The 17,421-nt window shown below is 33.6% G+C and carries 16 protein-coding genes, 1 other RNA gene and 1 pseudogene; 8 read left to right on the top strand and 10 right to left on the bottom strand.

Annotated features, from left to right (window positions below; translation table 11 throughout):
• Nucleotides 1–442 precede the first annotated feature (442 nt).
• Nucleotides 443–1,909, top strand: coding sequence for an RNA polymerase factor sigma-54 (gene rpoN / locus ACZZZA_RS00850; RefSeq protein WP_463429386.1), 1,467 nt, complete (start codon nt 443–445; stop codon nt 1,907–1,909).
• Nucleotides 1,910–1,974: 65 nt separating this feature from the next.
• Here the strand turns inward: rpoN and ACZZZA_RS00845 are convergent, their stop codons facing one another.
• Both ACZZZA_RS00845 and ACZZZA_RS00840 read right to left on the bottom strand, forming a co-directional pair.
• The gene (locus tag ACZZZA_RS00845) at nt 1,975–2,646 is read right to left on the bottom strand and encodes a beta-carotene 15,15'-monooxygenase (RefSeq protein ID WP_463429385.1); all 672 of its coding nucleotides are present in this window, start codon (nt 2,644–2,646) and stop codon (nt 1,975–1,977) included.
• The gene (locus ACZZZA_RS00840; RefSeq protein ID WP_463429384.1) at nt 2,639–3,130 is read right to left on the bottom strand and encodes an RNA polymerase sigma factor; all 492 of its coding nucleotides are present in this window, start codon (nt 3,128–3,130) and stop codon (nt 2,639–2,641) included. The genes ACZZZA_RS00845 and ACZZZA_RS00840 overlap by 8 nt, the downstream gene beginning before the upstream one ends.
• A gap of 160 nt (nt 3,131–3,290) precedes the next feature.
• On the opposite strand from ACZZZA_RS00840, the gene rnpB reads away from it, so the two are divergent.
• An RNA gene (gene rnpB / locus ACZZZA_RS00835) (RNase P RNA component class A) lies at nt 3,291–3,614 on the top strand.
• 73 nt (nt 3,615–3,687) lie between these two features.
• On the opposite strand, the gene ACZZZA_RS00830 is transcribed toward rnpB, so the two are convergent.
• Both ACZZZA_RS00830 and ACZZZA_RS00825 read right to left on the bottom strand, forming a co-directional pair.
• The gene (locus ACZZZA_RS00830) at nt 3,688–4,557 is read right to left on the bottom strand and encodes a polyphosphate kinase 2 family protein (protein WP_463429383.1); all 870 of its coding nucleotides are present in this window, start codon (nt 4,555–4,557) and stop codon (nt 3,688–3,690) included.
• Nucleotides 4,558–4,662: 105 nt separating this feature from the next.
• Complete coding sequence (locus ACZZZA_RS00825; RefSeq protein ID WP_463429382.1) at nt 4,663–5,130, bottom strand: DUF1573 domain-containing protein; 468 nt, start codon at nt 5,128–5,130, stop codon at nt 4,663–4,665.
• Nucleotides 5,131–5,257: 127 nt separating this feature from the next.
• On the opposite strand from ACZZZA_RS00825, the gene ACZZZA_RS00820 reads away from it, so the two are divergent.
• From ACZZZA_RS00820 to ACZZZA_RS00800, 5 genes are all read left to right on the top strand, one after another.
• Nucleotides 5,258–7,873: a valine--tRNA ligase gene (locus ACZZZA_RS00820; protein ID WP_463429381.1), complete on the top strand. Its 2,616-nt coding sequence runs from the start codon at nt 5,258–5,260 to the stop codon at nt 7,871–7,873.
• 79 nt (nt 7,874–7,952) lie between these two features.
• Nucleotides 7,953–8,594, top strand: a complete 642-nt coding sequence (locus ACZZZA_RS00815; RefSeq protein WP_463429380.1) for a DUF4241 domain-containing protein — start codon at nt 7,953–7,955, stop codon at nt 8,592–8,594.
• Nucleotides 8,595–8,655: 61 nt separating this feature from the next.
• The gene (locus ACZZZA_RS00810; protein ID WP_463429379.1) at nt 8,656–9,546 is read left to right on the top strand and encodes a ribokinase; all 891 of its coding nucleotides are present in this window, start codon (nt 8,656–8,658) and stop codon (nt 9,544–9,546) included.
• 90 nt (nt 9,547–9,636) lie between these two features.
• Nucleotides 9,637–10,476 (top strand): alpha/beta hydrolase family protein, encoded by an 840-nt coding sequence (locus tag ACZZZA_RS00805; RefSeq protein WP_463429378.1) that lies wholly within the window; start codon nt 9,637–9,639, stop codon nt 10,474–10,476.
• A 110-nt stretch (nt 10,477–10,586) separates the two neighbouring features.
• Complete coding sequence (locus ACZZZA_RS00800; RefSeq protein ID WP_463429377.1) at nt 10,587–11,231, top strand: HD domain-containing protein; 645 nt, start codon at nt 10,587–10,589, stop codon at nt 11,229–11,231.
• Here the strand turns inward: ACZZZA_RS00800 and ACZZZA_RS00795 are convergent.
• Nucleotides 11,228–12,478, bottom strand: a complete 1,251-nt coding sequence (locus ACZZZA_RS00795) for an outer membrane beta-barrel protein (RefSeq protein WP_463429376.1) — start codon at nt 12,476–12,478, stop codon at nt 11,228–11,230. The genes ACZZZA_RS00800 and ACZZZA_RS00795 overlap by 4 nt on opposite strands.
• A gap of 143 nt (nt 12,479–12,621) precedes the next feature.
• On the opposite strand from ACZZZA_RS00795, the gene ACZZZA_RS00790 reads away from it, so the two are divergent.
• Nucleotides 12,622–13,119 (top strand): hypothetical protein, encoded by a 498-nt coding sequence (locus ACZZZA_RS00790; RefSeq protein WP_463429375.1) that lies wholly within the window; start codon nt 12,622–12,624, stop codon nt 13,117–13,119.
• A gap of 9 nt (nt 13,120–13,128) precedes the next feature.
• Here ACZZZA_RS00790 and ACZZZA_RS00785 read toward each other — a convergent pair whose 3' ends face one another.
• The 5 genes and pseudogenes from ACZZZA_RS00785 to ACZZZA_RS00765 all read right to left on the bottom strand — a co-directional run bounded on the left by ACZZZA_RS00785 (nt 13,129) and on the right by ACZZZA_RS00765 (nt 17,088).
• A complete protein-coding gene (locus ACZZZA_RS00785; RefSeq protein ID WP_463429374.1) occupies nt 13,129–14,019 on the bottom strand; it encodes a DUF72 domain-containing protein in 891 nt (296 codons plus the stop codon).
• A 50-nt stretch (nt 14,020–14,069) separates the two neighbouring features.
• A pseudogene (locus tag ACZZZA_RS00780) lies at nt 14,070–14,459 on the bottom strand (endonuclease domain-containing protein).
• Nucleotides 14,460–14,623: 164 nt separating this feature from the next.
• On the bottom strand, nt 14,624–14,824 hold the full coding sequence (locus ACZZZA_RS00775) for a helix-turn-helix transcriptional regulator (RefSeq protein WP_463429373.1): 201 nt from the start codon (nt 14,822–14,824) through the stop codon (nt 14,624–14,626).
• Nucleotides 14,821–15,270 carry a hypothetical protein gene (locus ACZZZA_RS00770; protein ID WP_463429372.1) on the bottom strand — a complete coding sequence of 150 codons (450 nt, stop codon included), beginning with the start codon at nt 15,268–15,270 and terminating at the stop codon, nt 14,821–14,823. The genes ACZZZA_RS00775 and ACZZZA_RS00770 overlap by 4 nt, the downstream gene beginning before the upstream one ends.
• Before the next feature lie 159 nt (nt 15,271–15,429).
• Entirely contained in the window at nt 15,430–17,088 is a 1,659-nt protein-coding gene (locus ACZZZA_RS00765; RefSeq protein ID WP_463429371.1) for a ribonucleoside-diphosphate reductase subunit alpha, read from the bottom strand.
• Nucleotides 17,089–17,421: the final 333 nt, after the last annotated feature.

The raw sequence follows: 17,421 nt of genomic DNA, 5'->3' as shown, positions 1-17,421 counted from the left end.
GTAGAAGTCTTTTTTGTTATAACAAGTAATCAATTACTAATAACAATCAACCCTAAAAAGTCCTGTACTCAATAGTATGGGAGTTTTTTTATTGCTAGTATTTGGTTATAAAGTCTTTTTATATCCTAAAGAAAGTAAAACCGGTTTACGGAAATAGAGATTCAGGAAAACTTTAAACTGAAAAAACATACTTATACTTATGCAAAAAATCTGAACTTAAGGTAAAGTAGAAATACTTGTACAAAGAAACAATTCCTGTAAATAGAGTATTTCGAAGCAATAAGTTTATAACTGAAATAAATAAAATAATCCAATATTTTAAATATTGGATTGTGAGAAATTAATTATTTACCACATGCAGCAAAAATCGTGCTAAATATTATTTTTATTAAAAAATATTTCATAAATTCGTAGAATACGTTATGTTTAAATCACAGTAGATATGCTAAAACAACATTTACAGCTTAAATTAGGGCAAAAGCTTGCGCCTCAGCAAATCCAACTGATGAAACTTATTCAGCTTCATACATTAGAATTTGAGGAGGAATTAGAAAGGGAATTAGAGGAAAATCCAGCTTTAGAGGTTGCAAAAGAAGAACCTACTAAAGAGGAAGAGTATTCTTCTTTAGAAGAATCTTATGAAACGGAAGGTACAGATAGTATCGAAACTGATTTTGATGTCAACGACTATATTTATGATGATGAACCTAATTACAAAACAGCTTCAAGCAATTATTCTGCGGACGATGAAGATTTTGATAATGAGAGCCTTTTAACTGAAGGTCAATCTTTATATGATTATTTAATGGAGCAGATTAATCTGATTAATATCAATCAGGAAGATTTGAAAATTGCAGAATATATTATTGGTAATTTAGATACTGACGGATATTTAAGAAGAGAAGTGAAGTCTATTGTCGATGATCTGGCTTTTTCTCAAGGTATCTATACTACTGTAGATAAAGTAGATGATATTTTAGAGAATTACATTCAGAAATTAGATCCTTCAGGAGTTGGAGCAAGAGGTTTACAAGAATGTCTTCTCTTGCAGATTGAAAAAAAGGTGAGCTCAAACAAAGCCGTTTCTTTGGCAGCCAATATTCTGAGATTTCAATTTGATGCACTGACAAATAAGCATTATAACAAGATTATTCAGAAATACGATATTGAAGAGGAGGATTTAAAAGATGCATTAGATGAGATCTCTAAACTTTCTCCAAAAGTAGGAGGTAATTTTGATACCCAAACCATTACAATCAATCAGGAAATTATCCCTGATTTTGTAATTTCTGTAAAAGACGGAGTCGTTATTCCAATGTTAAACAGTAAAAATGCACCTACTCTAAGGGTTTCTGAAGAATATAAAGATATTTTAACAACCTATTCACACGATAAAAATTCATCTGAGCATAAACAAGCGGCATTATTTATTAAGCAAAAATTAGACGCTGCAAAATGGTATATTGATGCGATTAACCAACGTCAGAATACCTTGTTACAGACCATAAATGCAATTGTGAAATTCCAGCATAATTATTTTATTACAGGTGACGAAAAGTCATTACGACCGATGATTCTAAAAGATATTGCCGACATTACCGGGTTTGATATTTCCACAATTTCAAGAGTTGTAAAAAGCAAATATGCAGATACACCAAATGGTATTCTTTATTTAAAAGACCTATTTTCTGACAGTTTAACAAATGATGATGGTGAAGAAGTTTCTACCAAAGAAATTAAGATGCACTTGCAGGAAGTCATTAGTAAAGAAAACAAGAGAAAACCATTGACAGATGATGCTTTGGTTGTTATTCTAAAAGAACAAGGATATAACATCGCACGACGAACAATTGCAAAATATAGAGAACAGTTAAATATTCCTGTTGCGAGATTAAGGAAAGAATTATAAAATAAAAAAGCATTTCAAATAACTGAAATGCTTTTTTTTTTTAAAAGTTTTGCTTAGTAATTTTATTATTCTTGCAAGTCGATTTCTTTGAGTTTACTGAGATTTTTATCAAGTCTTTTCATTATAATACCATATACCAATCTGTAATAGATCCATATTAGGAGAATACACAGTAGCGTACTTACAACTATTCCTATTAAAAATCCAGTTTTTGAAGAATTTGTGAGTAGAATATTCTGTTCTTTTAATACATAAAAAACAAAAAGTGTGAAAGTGGTTGTGAAGAGTACAAACAAAACAATATTTGTGAGTATAAAAGCATTAACTGTTTTCTTAAAACTAATAATTCTGGTAATAAACTCTTTTAAATTTTCTTCAATTTTTATTTTTCTGTAGTTTTGATAAAACTTGATGACAAAATATCCTGTTACTAATAAGCTCACAATCTTTATCGTTAAATAAATATTGTCTAAATTGCTTTCCAGTTCAGGGTTTTTCTCAACTCCCAGCTTTTGTAGCGAGGTGAGAAATGTATTCGATTCTTTATTCTGTAAAATATAAAATAAACCGAATGCTGTAAAAAACATAAATTCAATTGCACTGATCCAAAATATATATTTTACATAATTACGCGATTTTTTATTCAGCATCTGAAGAATTTCAGCGTTGTCATATTTTGGTTCCACAGGCTGTTCCTGCCATGTTTTCTTAAAGCTATCTAAATCAAATTCAGGCATTTTTTTCCATTTTTTCTTTAAGGACTTTCTTGAGTCTGTTCATCTTCACCCGTGCATTTACTTCGGTAATACCAAGGTTTTCGGCAATGTCTTTGTAGGGAAGATCGTCCAGATACATCATCACAATCGCTCTTTCAACATTAGGAAGCGTTTTAATCACAGTATATAACAAAGAAATCTGCTGTTGCTTGTCGTCTTCATCCTCTATGAAATCTCTGTGATTAATATCCAGTTCATTAGTTTGTAAACTCTTACTTTTCTTTCTAAAAAGAGTGATTGCCGTGTTAAGAGCCACACGATACATCCAGGTAGATATTTTTGAATTTCCTTTAAAAGAATCATAGCTTCTCCATAATTGCAGAACAATTTCCTGGAAAAGATCTTCCTCATCTTCGAGAGAATTGGTATAAAGCCGCGACACTTTAATAATCAAACCTTGATTATCTTTTATAAGCTGGGCAAATTCTTTCTCTTTAGAAATCAAAATATTGTATAATTGCAACGAAGATAATAATAATGTACTAATTGATGAAGAGTTATATGTTATTAATTATGAGTTATATTTTAAAATATGTTATATCAAGATTTCATCGATTCCTAACTTATAACTTTTAACTCATGACTATTTCTTATCTTTGCAGCCACGAGAAAGTCGGCTTGTTGATTCTTATTTCGATAAGGGTAGGAAAGTCCGGACACCATAGAGCAGCAAAGCGGATAACATCCGTCATCCGTAAGGATAGGACAAGTGCAACAGAAAGCAAGTACAGTTCGGCTGTAGTGAAACCAGGTAAACTCTTTGCGGTGCAATGATAAGTATATCGGTTCTTTTCAGCAATGAAAATAGGGGCGGCTCGTCCTGAAAACCGAGGGGTAATCAGCTCAAGCTTTACAGTAATGTAATGCGTAGATAAATAACAGGCACTTTTTAGGAAGTACAAAATCCGGCTTATAGATTTTCTCGTGGTTTTTATATCTGATAATAAGAGCTTGAAGAAAGAAATTTTAAAAAGCATCTTCAAACTCATTTCTTTTCATCAATTACTCACTTTCTAATTGTTTTTTAGCATTATCTAATCCATCCTTGTCTTCTTGGGAAAGTTGTGGGAATTTTAAATTCATTTTTTCTAAAGTGTCAATGATGATTTGTACTGCCGCAAGTCTTGCAAACCATTTATTATCTGCAGGAATAACGTACCAAGGTGCTTCATCTTTTGAAGTTTCATTGATGGCTGTTTCGTAACAGTTCATATATTCATCAAACAAAGCTCTTTCCGGAAGATCTGCTGCAGAGAATTTCCAGTTTTTTTCTTGCTCGTTGATTCTGTCTAATAATCTTTTTTTCTGCTCATCTTTAGAAACGTGTAAGAAAATTTTCACAACGGTTGTTCCGTTTTGAGCCAGATGTTTTTCGAAATTTCTAATGCTTTCATAACGGTTTTTCCAAAATTTATCATCAAAATCGCTTACTGAACTCCAGGTTTTTTCGCTTAAATTATATTCTGGGTGTACTTTACATACCAAAACGCTTTCGTAATGAGAACGGTTGAAAATTCCAATCATCCCTTTTTGTGGCAGAGCTAAATAATGTCTCCATAGAAAATCGTGAGAATAATCTTTTGAGCTTGGAGTTTTAAAACTCGTAACCTGACACCCTTGAGGATTTACCCCACCGAAAACGTGTTCTATCAGGCTGTCTTTTCCAGCCGCATCCATTGCCTGGAGTATAACCAAAAGAGATTTACTTCCATCAGCATACAATTTTTCCTGAAGTTCACGAAGTTTTTCTTTTTCCTCAATAAGGATTTGAATTCCTTCTTCCTTGGTGAGTTTTCCACGATATTCTGTTGATGCTTTTTTGATTGAAAATTTATTTTTTACAATAAAATCGTCTGAAAAATTATCTGCCATATGATGAATGATTTATTTGATTTGCTAAAATTTTGATTATTACTAAATAAATATAATAAAAAAACCGCCTCTTTTGAGACGGTTCAGTAATATTTTAAAATAATATTAATTTCTTGCAGCAACTTTTTTAGCAGTCTTAGCAGCTTTCTTTTCAATTTTAGCAGCAGCTTTTTGTTCAGCTGGCGTTAAAACTTTAGGCTCAGGAGCATTTGCATTTACATCACCCTTAATGTAGATTACACTTCTGCTGTTTACAGGGTCATTAGAAAATACTTCAATCATTTTGTTGAAAGCACCTGGAGTAGCTGTATTATAACCAACTTTAATTTTAGCAGATTTACCTGGTAAGATAGGGTCTTGGCTAAATTCAGGAGTTGTACATCCGCAAGATGGCTTTACGTTTGAAATAATCAAAGGCTTATCGCCAGTGTTCGTTACATTAAAAAATCTTGTACCGTCAGAACTTGGTTTAATAGCACCATAGTCAAAAGTAGTTTTGTCGAATGTAATTGTTTGTGCAGATGCCAAAGCAATTGTTCCGAATAATGCAATACCTGCAAATAATGTTTTCATATTCTTGAATGTTAATATGTTTGTTAGATAAATTTTGAGAAACAAAGTTAAAAATTATTTTAATTATTACTTATAATTTTTTTACTTTAAGCTATTTTTGCAAATTATAAGCCAAGAAATAGAATTTATGCAGATTTCAGAAAAATATAATCCACAGGAAACAGAACAGAAATGGTACAGCTACTGGCTGGAAAATAAATTTTTCCATTCAGAACCTAACGACAAGCCGCCGTATACGGTTGTAATTCCTCCGCCAAACGTCACAGGAATTCTTCACATGGGGCATATGTTGAATAATACCATTCAGGATGTTTTGGTACGTCGTGCAAGAATGCAGGGCTTTAATGCCTGTTGGGTTCCCGGTACAGATCATGCTTCTATTGCCACTGAAGCTAAAGTTGTTGCCAAATTAAAGTCTGAAGGAATTAATAAATCTGATATCACACGTGAAGAATTTTTGAAACACGCATGGGACTGGACTGATAAATATGGTGGTACGATTCTCGAACAATTAAAAAAACTGGGTTGCTCGTGCGATTGGGACAGAACTCGTTTTACTTTAGAAGATAAAATGTCTCAGCAGGTTATCAAAAGTTTTGTTGATCTGTATAACAAAGGCCTTATCTACAGAGGATACAGAATGGTCAACTGGGATCCGGAAGCAAAAACTAATATTTCTGATGAAGAAGTTATTTTTAAAGAACAAAACGGAAAATTATATTATTTAAAATATAAAATTGAAGGTACGGAAGAATTTCTGTCGGTTGCTACAACACGTCCTGAAACTATTTTCGGAGATACTGCCGTTTGTATTAACCCAAATGACGAAAGATATGCACACCTGAAAGGCAAGAATGTAATTGTACCCATTGTCAACCGAGTAATTCCGATTATTGAAGACGAATATGTTGATATTGAATTCGGAACGGGAGCCTTGAAAATTACGCCTGCTCACGACATTAATGATTACGAAATCGGACAAAAGCACAATCTTCAGATGATTGATTCTTTGGATGATGACGGAAATCTGAATGATCACGGTCTACATTACGCAGGAAAAAACAGATTTGACGTTAGAAAGCAAATCGCAAAAGAATTAGAAGAAAATGATCTTTTATTGAAAGCAGAAGATTATGTTAATAAAGTGGGAACTTCTGAAAGAACAGGTGCGGTTATCGAGCCTAAAGTTTCCGTTCAGTGGTTCTTGAAAATGTCTGATATCGCAAAACCTGCGTTGGATGTTGTGATGAATGACGAAGTAAAATTCTATCCCGAAAAATTTAAAAACACCTACAAACATTGGATGGATAACATCCGTGATTGGAATATCTCCCGTCAGCTTTGGTGGGGACAGCAAATTCCTGCGTTCTATTATGGAGACGGTGAAAATGATTTTGTAGTTGCAGAAAATATCGAAGATGCATTGGAACTGGCGAAGCAAAAAACCAACAACCAACAATTGACAACTGACAAGCTAAAACAAGACCAAGACGCTCTTGATACATGGTTCTCTTCTTGGTTGTGGCCAATGTCAGTTTTTGATGGTTTGCTTGATCCTGATAATAAAGATATCAACTATTATTACCCAACTTCAGATTTGGTAACAGGTCCGGATATCATCTTTTTCTGGGTTGCCAGAATGATTATGGCAGGATTAGAGTTTAAAGGGGAAGTTCCTTTCAAAAACGTTTATTTTACAGGGATTGTAAGAGATAAGCAGAGAAGAAAAATGTCTAAGCAATTGGGCAATTCACCAGATCCTTTAGATTTAATTTCTCAATACGGTGCAGATGGTGTGCGTGTGGGAAGTTTATTGAGTTCAGCAGCCGGAAATGATTTATTGTTTGATGAAGATTTGATGGTGCAGGGAAGGAATTTCATGACAAAAATCTGGAATGCATTCCGTTTAACGCAAAATTGGACTAAAGAAGATAAACAATTGATTGTTTCAGATAATCAGGCGATTGAATGGTTTGAAAATCAATTGAATAAATCAGTTGCTGAAATCAATGATCAGTTTGACAAATTCAGAATTTCTGATGCATTGCATTTGATTCAAAAATTAGTGAAAGATGATTTCTGCGGATGGTATCTTGAAGCCATTAAACCAAATTATGGAGAAGGAATTTCGAGAGAAGTATATAATCAGACGATTGTTTTCTTTGAAGAATTAATGAAGCTTCTTCATCCTTTTATGCCATTCTTGTCAGAAGAATTGTGGCAGTTGATTTCAGAAAGAAAACCTGAGGAAGCCTTAGTAATCGCTCAACAGAAAAAAGCCGAAGAATTTAATGAAGATATTATTAAAAACTTTGAAACTGCAGAAGAAATTATTTCTGGAGTAAGAAATTACCGTCAAACAAAAGGAATTTCGCCACGAGAAGCGGTTGAAGTGTATACAAATGCTGCCAATTTTGAAAATGAAGCAGTCATTAAAAAATTAGCGAGTATTTCTGAAATTCATTTTGGTGAGAAGACAGATAAACCAAGCTTTACTTTCCTGGTTGGATCTACTGAAGTTTCAATTCCTTTAAGTGAAAAATTAGATCTGGAAGAAGAAAAAAAGAAGACAGAAGAAGAAGTAAAATATCTGAAAGGATTTTTAATTTCTGTTGATAAAAAGCTTTCCAACGAAAAATTTGTTGCCAACGCAAAACCAGAAGTGGTAGAAGTAGAGCGCAAGAAACAAAAAGATGCGCAGGATAAGATTGCGATTCTCGAAGAGAAATTAAAAACATTGTAGGATGCAGGAAGCTGGATGTAGGAATTACGTAAATTTTCATCAAACATCAAGCTTCCATCATCAAACACCCATCAAAATAATGACACACCTAGAAAATATAAAAAAACTATTCTCAAAAGACTTCGTAGAAAGTCCGCTACTCGAAAGTTTCGATGTGGGAAAAATATATCTTTCAACCGGAAAGCTGGTTGCGTGCGATCCTTTGATTACAAACGATATGGCATCTTTCTCTGCGATATTTCCTAAAGGCAGTTTTTCTGTTTTGCTGCATAAAGAAAGAGAAAGCAATTGTGTTGCTTATGCCGAAATTGTTTTTAGCGATGCCGAAATCACATCTTGGAAATTGGCAACCACCGATGCTCAGAATGTTAAAGATTTGGCGGAAGGTGAAGTTTTCGGTTATCCTGTAGAAAGCGGAATGGGCTGTTTTATGGATGTAGAAACCCAAAAAAGTCTGAACGATTTAGAACAAAAATTATATCAAAGCAAAGGCGTCGATTTTATGGGAATTTATGAAGAATTTTTCCATGAGCATTTTTTTGACGAAAACGGTGCGATTGATCAATATGCTTTCCTCAAGCCGGCAGAAGAACTTCCGGGAACTATTTTCGGATTTGAAACAGGTTATGGAGAAGGTTTTTATGCAAGCTACATTGCTTATGATAAGAACAATAATCCTGTTAAAATTGTTACCGAATTTATAGAGATCCTGGTAAATTGAAAATATTTATTTTTTGTAAGATTAAGTTGTTTAAATTTACTGAAAACTAAAAGTACGAAATATGAATTTTTCTTCAACACAACCCAAAATCGTAGTGGTTGGGAGTTGCTCATTAGATCTGATTTTATATACCGAAAAAATACCATATGCCAATGAAACGGTGATGGCAAGTCACTGCGATAATTATTTTGGTGGTAAAGGTGCTAATCAAGCTGTGGGTGCGGCTAGATTGGGAGCAAGTGTTTACTTCATCGGTTGTGTTGGTGTAGATCCTTTGGGACAGCAAATCATGCGCAATCTGGTCAGTGAAAACGTAAACGTAGGTTTTGTTACAGAAACTGATAAAGACTCTACAGGAACCGCCTATGTTACAAGTTCAGAGGGTGATGCTGCCATTGTGGTCGTTCCGGCTGCCAATTTATATTTGAACACTCACGATGTAGAAGAAGCTGATAGATATATTCATTCTTCAGATATGGTTCTGCTGCAACTGGAAATTCCGATGGATGTTGTAGAATTTACCATTAAAAAGGCAAAGAGCTACGGGAAAATGGTAGGTCTGTATGCTTCGCCAGGAAAACCTCTGAGTAATCAAATCATTGAGAATGTTGATTTTATTGTTGCTAAAAGCAGTGAACTTGAAATTATTTTTGGGGAAGGTCAAAAGGAGAAAGTTTTAAAGAAATATTTCAATAAAGTTTTTATTCGGGACGAAACCAATTCAACAATATACTTCGACGGAATTGAAATGAAGTATTACCGAAATGAAGATGAAAGTATGGTTTATAAAATGGGGATGGGTGACGCATTTACTTCAGGATTTGCCATTGCATTATGCCACAAAAATACCATTGCTGAATGCGTGAAATTCGGAAATGAAGTTTCATCAAAAGTATCTCTAGGGAAAGGTGCTCAGACTGCTCTTCCAATGCTTTCAGACTTATTGAAGTAAATTATTTGCTGCATATCGAAATTTTAAGAATTACTAAAAACTGATGATAAAAATATCCACTTTTATAGGTGGATATTTTATTGTCATCCTATGGAAAAACTGCTCCTGCAAACTGCTGACAAAGTTCGAATTACTGCACATATTTTCAGACCTGAAAAAAGCAATAATAAAGTTTTGCTGATCAATTCTGCGACTGGTGTAAAGCAACAGATCTACTTCTCATTTGCTCAGTTTTTTGTTTCAGAAGGATTTACCGTCATTACTTATGATTATAGAGGAATAGGACTCTCTAAACCTCAGAAGATGAGAAATTTTAATGCATCAATGAGAATTTGGGGAAGTGAAGATTTCAAAACTTTGACTCAATTCATTATCAATAATTTCCCTGATGATCAGAAATTCTGTCTCGGACATTCGGTTGGAGCATTAATTCTCGGAATGAATAAAGATTCTGCAATATTTGACGAATTTTTCTTTGTCGGAACACAAAATGCCTTCATCGGCAACTTAAAATGGCGGACGAAAATTGAAGCTTTATTTGGTTTTGGAATTATTCAGCCTTTGTTTACCGAGCTATTTGGCTATTTTCCGGCGCATTGGTTTGGTCTTGGAGAAAGTCTTCCAAAAAATTGCGCTTATGATTGGAGAATCTTAATTTTGAACAGGAAATCTACCAACAAATTATTGCTTAAAGCGGATGATTTTTCGAAAGATTTAAAACAGAAGGTTTTCGTTATTCAGGCTGAAGATGATGTTTGGTTAACAGAAAAAGGGGTGAAATCTTTATTAAATGATACCTACCCGAATTTACAACCAACATATAGATGGATCAAAACTTCTGAGTCTGAAAAGGGAGAAATAGGACATATTAATTTTTTCAGAAGCTATAACAAAAATCTTTGGAAAATTATTTTAAACGAAATAAAATAACGAAACGAAGCGAAATAATTCCCCTCCTTTGGAGGGGTGGCGAAAATTCAAAGAATTTTTGACGGGGTGGTTTAAAAGTATAGTAATCGTAAGAATAATTAAAACTAAAAATGAGCAACATCATAGAAAACACAGTGCAATTCGTAAAACAAAAACTTGAAGGTGCGGAAGCCGGTCACGACTGGTTTCACATTGAAAGAGTCTGGAAACTTTCAAAAAAGATCGCAAAAACTGAAAATTGTAATCTGGAAGTTGTAGAACTTTCGGCATTGTTGCATGATATTGCCGACCCGAAATTCCACAATGGTGATGAGACTTTAGCTTTAAAAATTTCAAGAGAATTTCTTGAAGGTCAAAATGTTGATGAAGAAGTTATTCAGCAGGTTGTATTCATAATTCAGAATATTTCCTTTAAAAATAGAGGAGAAGCGCCGAAAGATTTGCCAATAGAGTTAAAAATTGTACAGGATGCAGATCGCATCGATGCAATCGGAGCAATTGGAATTGGGCGTACGTTTAATTTTGGTGGTTTCAAAAATAATCTGATGTATCATCCTGATCTAAAGCCGCAATCAAATATGTCGAAAAACGAATATAAAAAATCAAACGGAACCACCATCAATCATTTTTATGAAAAACTATTGTTACTGAAAGATTTGATGAATACCGAAGAAGGAAAAAAAATAGCCGAAGAAAGACATGATTTTATGCTGACTTTCCTCGACCAGTTTTATAAAGAATGGAATGTTGATTAAAAAATTCTATATCCTAGAACAAATGAAATGTATTTTAGATTTGCTTGTATTGGAGCATTTAGATTTTGATCAACAAGGTTTGCGGATGTAGTAAAATTGGCTTCAATGCTAAATTTGTCATATGAGAATCCAGCACCTAAACAAAAACTTTTCAAATTGATAACATTCTTAAAATTAACTCTTAAAAAATCCTGATCTTGATAAGCAAATCTTATGTTTTCTTTTTCACTCAAATTAAGAGTAAGTACGTTTGCTTTTGCATTTAAAAAAAATGCTGACTTTTTATTGAGATACATATAATGTCTAACACCTATAGGTATATTTAAGAAAGAAAATTTCCTGAAACTTATGTCATAAATGCCATTGTTACTTTTTATTGTAGCAACGTTAGAAGAGTAATTTGAAAAAGTTGGCTCAACTATTAAAGACCATTTATTTTTATTAAATGGCAAAAGTAATTCGGCCTCTGCACCAATTCTGTAAGAAGATTTGCCAGAAAATCCAGAATTTTCAATTGTTAGATTAACATCAACAGGTGAATAAATATTTAATCCTGGTCTTATGTTCATTCTTAAATTTGATTTACGTTTTATATGATCAACTATATCAGTTGAAGATTTTGAAATTTCAGTTTTTAAATTCTTATTGTAAAGGTTGAATAAACTAACTAAATCTTTCTCTAAGTATCTTGTTTTTGGTATAAGTTTAAGTACTTCATTATTATCTCCAAAGATATTTTTCAACTGCGATAAATAAGTATTGTTGGTAGCGATAGAATATGTATCACCATTTGGGTTGTATTTCTTGAATATCAATGGTATATAAGCTGAATCTTCATCTTTAACAAAAAACTTTATTAAACTTTTATTGTTATAAATGAACAATTTTTTTTTCCCACCAGTAACTTCTTCAAGGAATATTATATCTGAAAAATATTCTGGTTCATATTTATTAGAAAGTTCTGTTAGCTTGTACGATGATTTATCTACCGGACCATCATATGAAACAAATTTCTTATTTTCATAAATATGAAATTCTTTAATGTTTTTAGGGTTTCCATATTCTTCATTAGAATTTTTATTGGTTTTATAGATTATTGAAGTTGGAGTATTAACCCATCCCATGTTTTTGATTAATACTTCTTTTTTTATTCCTTCATTTGAGATAATTGTTCCTTTTTCAAATCCGACTTGTGATTTTCCAAAAATGGTAATGAATAAAAGTAATAAGTGTAAAATTTTTCTCATTGTTTGATTCTTATTTCTGCAAAAATATTGAAAATAATTACCTTTGCACCATGGGATTCATTATTTCAATCATTTTTTTTTCACTGATTTTTTCGCTTTTTTTGTTTAAAGTGAAAGTCGGTCAGTTTGCCAAATGGGCTAAAGTGTTTCGAATAAGTACTTTAGTCTTTTCGATTTCCCTTTTTACATATTGGTTTATCAAAAAAAGCTCGATTGGGATTGTAAAAGATTCGGTTTCGTTGCAGGTTATTAATAAACTTCCGCAGCCATTAGATTTTTATGTAATCAATGTCAATAATCTCGATAAAAGCGGAACTTTTGAAACAAAGCATATAGGAAATGTTCGCCCGGAATATTATCGTATTGAGCATTTAAAGCTAACCAAATCAGACCAATACTGGATCGTAGGTTATCTGGGAAAGAAAAATATGGTTTATTTTTCCCAACACGCCATTCCTAATAAAAATATGGATCAAATCATTGAGGTCCAAAACTATATCATTCAAAGTGAGAAGCTTTCCGAACAGGCAAAAAAGCATGTGGAAACCTACAACTTTGAAAATATCCAGTTAGGAATTTGGGTGACGCTCTGTTTTTTGTTGATATTTTTGAATATTTCTTTGATGGTGAGAAAAAAATAACTCTTATTCTTAAAATAAGCTCGGCATATTTTCCTGTCCCATTTTAGGAACGGGTAAATCTGTTTTCCATTCTTTATTCATGTTTTCAATGAGATAAGCAGAAAGTAAAGGCGAAGCTTTTTCAAGATTCTGATGAACGAAAAAATATAAATTCTGTAAACCTTCTTTTTTCCATTTTGTGAGATGTTTTAACCAATCATCCAATCTCTCGTAATCACTTTCGGCATTGGCTCCGACATATCGAATGAATGCACTTGTGGTTGTCATTCTCATATGAAGCATATCTCTTCTTCCGGCAGTATCAACGATGATATTTGTAATGTTATTTTCTTCAAAAAGATCGCATGTTTTATCGAAAATTTCTTCATCTGTAAACCATTCTGTATTTCTGAGTTCTATCGCTAAAGGTACTTCTTTGGGCCATTTATTAACAAACTGTTCTAGTCTTTCGTAATCTTTTGGCTTAAAGTTATCGTGAAGCTGTAAAAAAACCATTCCCAGTTTTTCATCAAAATTGAGAACCGCCGTTGCAAACTGAGTCACGACGTCATCAATATTCAACAGTCTTCTGAAATGCGAAACTGTATTGGTGATTTTCGGGAAAAATTTAAAATCTTCTGGAGTTTTTTCTTTCCATGTCAAAACCTGTTCAGAAGATGGAAGGCTATAAAATGTGGCATTCAGTTCTATAGAATTGAATTGTGTAGCATAATACGTCAGTTCGTCTTTTGTTCCTTTGGGATAGAAACCTTTCAAGTCTGTTTTATTCCATTTAGCACAACCAATGGAGATGTTTTCGAGCCCTTTTTTATTTTGCTTTAAAATTTCTTTGGTTCTTGAATGATCTTTTGGTAATGTAAAATCTATCTTTGAAGGATCTTCTACTTGTCCGAATTTCATTTGACTTAGTTTTTAGTGGGAAGGTTTAGTTTTAAACAAATATAAATAAATTAATGCGATTCATTTGAATCTTTGTCATTGATAATCTTATCAATTTTTAAAGATATTTTAGAAATAATTTCATCTAAATTTTCCTGAATTTCATGATTTGCGAAACGAATAACATGAAGTCCATGACTTTCTAAAATTTGAGTTCGTTCTTTATCCTTTTCTATCTGCTCCGCAACATTGTGATACTCTCCATCAAATTCTATGATTAGTTTCGTTTTGTGGCAATAAAAATCAGCAATGTACAAATCGACTGGATGCTATCTTCTGAATTTGAAACCTCGCAATTGATTATTTCTCAATTTTCCCCAAAGAATTTTCTCTGCCTCAGTTTCATTAATTCTTAAAGAATTTGCTTTTAAAAATGAACTTTTGGGCGCACCTTTCCACATACCATCATCATAATTTGGTTTTATTTTTTTCATTGTGTTTTTTAATAAAAATAAGACATTTATTCAAATCAAAAACCTTTACCCCGACCCAAAGGGAGGATTTTTGATCACAAGACTTCATCTAATTTGAAATTTGCTCCCTTTAGGGTCGGTGCAAACAAATTTCAGTCTTCATCCTCCAACTCAAAAATATCTTCCACGTTCTTGTCAAAATATCTCGCAATTTTCAAAGCTAAAACCGTTGAAGGAACATATTTTCCGGCTTCCATGGCGTTAATGGTTTGCCGGGAAACGCCTATTATTTTTGCTAAATCTTCCTGTGTTATATTTTTAATGGCTCTTTCCACCTTAATGCTGTTTTTCATTTTTTGAGTAATAAATAATTAAATCTGAAAATATACAGAACCAACGGCAAAAAGATAATAACGATCATGACCGTAAAAAAAAGGATTCCAAAAATAGTCAGAAAAAGGATCAGGATGATAGAGTAGGTTACGGTAAGACTCCAGAAAACGGATTTCAGACGTAGGCTTGAAATATATTCATCTTCAATTTTCTCTTTTGAAAATCCTACGAGAATTCCGCCGATGATGATTAGAATCCCAAATAAATTTGGGAATAAATCAATTTGGGCAGTTTTCAGGAAACCGCTGTTTACGCTACTAAAATATCCTGAATTGTAGATCACGGGGAAAGATATTTCAAAATTCAAAACTCCGGAAAAAGAGATCAATCCTAAAATAAGTGACGGAATAAAAATAAACCAGCCGATATTTTTAAAACGGTTCGGTAAAAGTTGTAAAGTATTCATGTATGTAATTTTTTGATACTCAAATGTAATAAATATTTTACAATGTGTAAAGTTTATTTTACATTTATTTTTTAATATAAACCGCAGAAATAATTCCTACGGTTTAATATTATTTAAAGCCTAAAAACTGCTCTTTAAACTTCTGTCTTTTTACTTACATTAAGCTTCACAAGCCGAACAGCTCACAAAATTCACCATCATTTCCTTAGAAACAGACGAACTTCTTTGGTAGTATAAAGTTTTCACCCCTTTCTTCCAAGCTTCGATGTAAAGATAATTGACGTCTTTCACAGGCATCGTAGACGGAATCTGTAAGTTCAGAGACTGTGCCTGATCGATGTATTGCTGTCTTTGTGCAGCCTGAGAAATAATCTCCATCGGAGAAATTTCCTTGAACGTTTTGAATACTGCTTTTTCTTCGTCAGTCAGTTCGTTTAAGTGCTGAACAGATCCGTGGTTCAGCATAATTGTTCTCCACGTATCTTCATTGTCTAGACCTTTTTCTTCCAACAATTTAGCCAAATATTTATTCTTACGCATAAAGTTTCCTTTCGCCAAGCCAGCTTTGTAATAATTGGATGCAAAAGGCTCGATTCCGGGAGAAGTCTGTCCCAAAATTGCAGAACTTGAAGTAGTTGGAGCAATCGCCATTACGGTTGTATTTCTCATTCCGTAACCTTTCAGAAGTTCCGGCTCACCATAGATGTTTGCCAGTTCTTTTGATGCAATATCTGCCTGAGCTCTGATGTGTTTGAAAGCTCTTGCATTAAACTGTGTTGCTTCAAAACTCTCAAAAGGAATCATATTTTTCTGAAGGTAAGAATGGTAACCCAAAACTCCTAAACCAAGTGCTCTGTGACGCATTGCAAAGTCTCTCGCTCCCTGTAGGTAATAATTTCCTTCGGTTTTTTCTATAAATTCAGATAAAACAGCATCAAGGAAATAAATTGCCAACTGTACTGCGTTCGTATCTTTCCACTCGTCATATAACTCTAAATTCATAGAAGACAGACAGCAGATGAAAGATTCTTCTCTGGTAGACGGAAGCATAATTTCCGAACAAAGATTACTCGCATTAATCGTTAATCCAAGATCTTTATAAACTTGCGGTTTATTTCTGTTGACGTTATCGGTAAAGAAAATGTACGGAAGACCTTTTTGCTGACGGCTTTCTAAAACTCTTGCCCAGATTTTACGTTTGTCGGCATCACCGTCAATCATATCCTGCATCCAGTAATCCGGTACGCAGATTCCTGTAAAAAGATTCTGAATCGGACTACCGATGTCTTTAATGGATAAAAATTCTTCAATATCGCCGTGGTCTACATCAAGATAGGCTGCAAAAGCACCTCTTCTTACACCGCCCTGAGAAACGACATCCATCGAAGTGTCAAACAATTTCATGAACGAAACTGCACCAGAAGATTTTCCGTTATCGGTTACCGCAGTTCCTCTGTTACGCAGTTCCCCGAAATATCCCGAAGTTCCGCCCCCGATTTTCGTCTGCATGATTACTTCGCCCATTTTGTGGGTAATTCCTTCAATGCTGTCCGGAATATGCACGTTGAAACAAGAGATTGGAAGACCTCTCTGCGTTCCCATATTTGCCCAGACCGGAGAAGAAAAACTGATCCATCCTTTCATGATCATCTCCTTAAAAGCCGGCTGAAGTTCAGGTTTGTATAGTTTTTTTGCTGCGGCAGTGGTGATTCTGTCGATTGCACCGTCTACGGTTTCCCCTTTCAGAAGGTAACCTCTGTTCAGCATTTGCTCAGATTCTTCGTTGAGCCACCAGATATCGTTTTTTTGTTCTTCCATTTTCTATATTGTAAAATGCAATATGCATTGTTTTATTAATTTTTAGGAGCAGAAAGTTTTGTCTTTCTTCTCACTTGTGTACCTGCTTTCACTACTCGCTTTTTTCTTTTGCAAAGAAAAAGAGCTCAAACATACCGCTCAATCAGGGCTAAGACGACGGTTTGTTTTCTTTACTTCTGAATCTCGTCATTGCGACCACTTTGTGATTGCGAGGAACGAAACAATCTCATTTTTTTCGTAGATGCTTCGACAAACTCAGCATGACATCTCTAATACTAACTGTTTCGTTTCTAGTTCTTTAAGTCTTGGCTAAAGCCAATGAAATTTTTTTCT

The sequence above is a fragment of the Chryseobacterium sp. AC405b genome, assembly GCF_979258685.1.
This window is presented reverse-complemented; position numbering and strand designations above follow the sequence as displayed.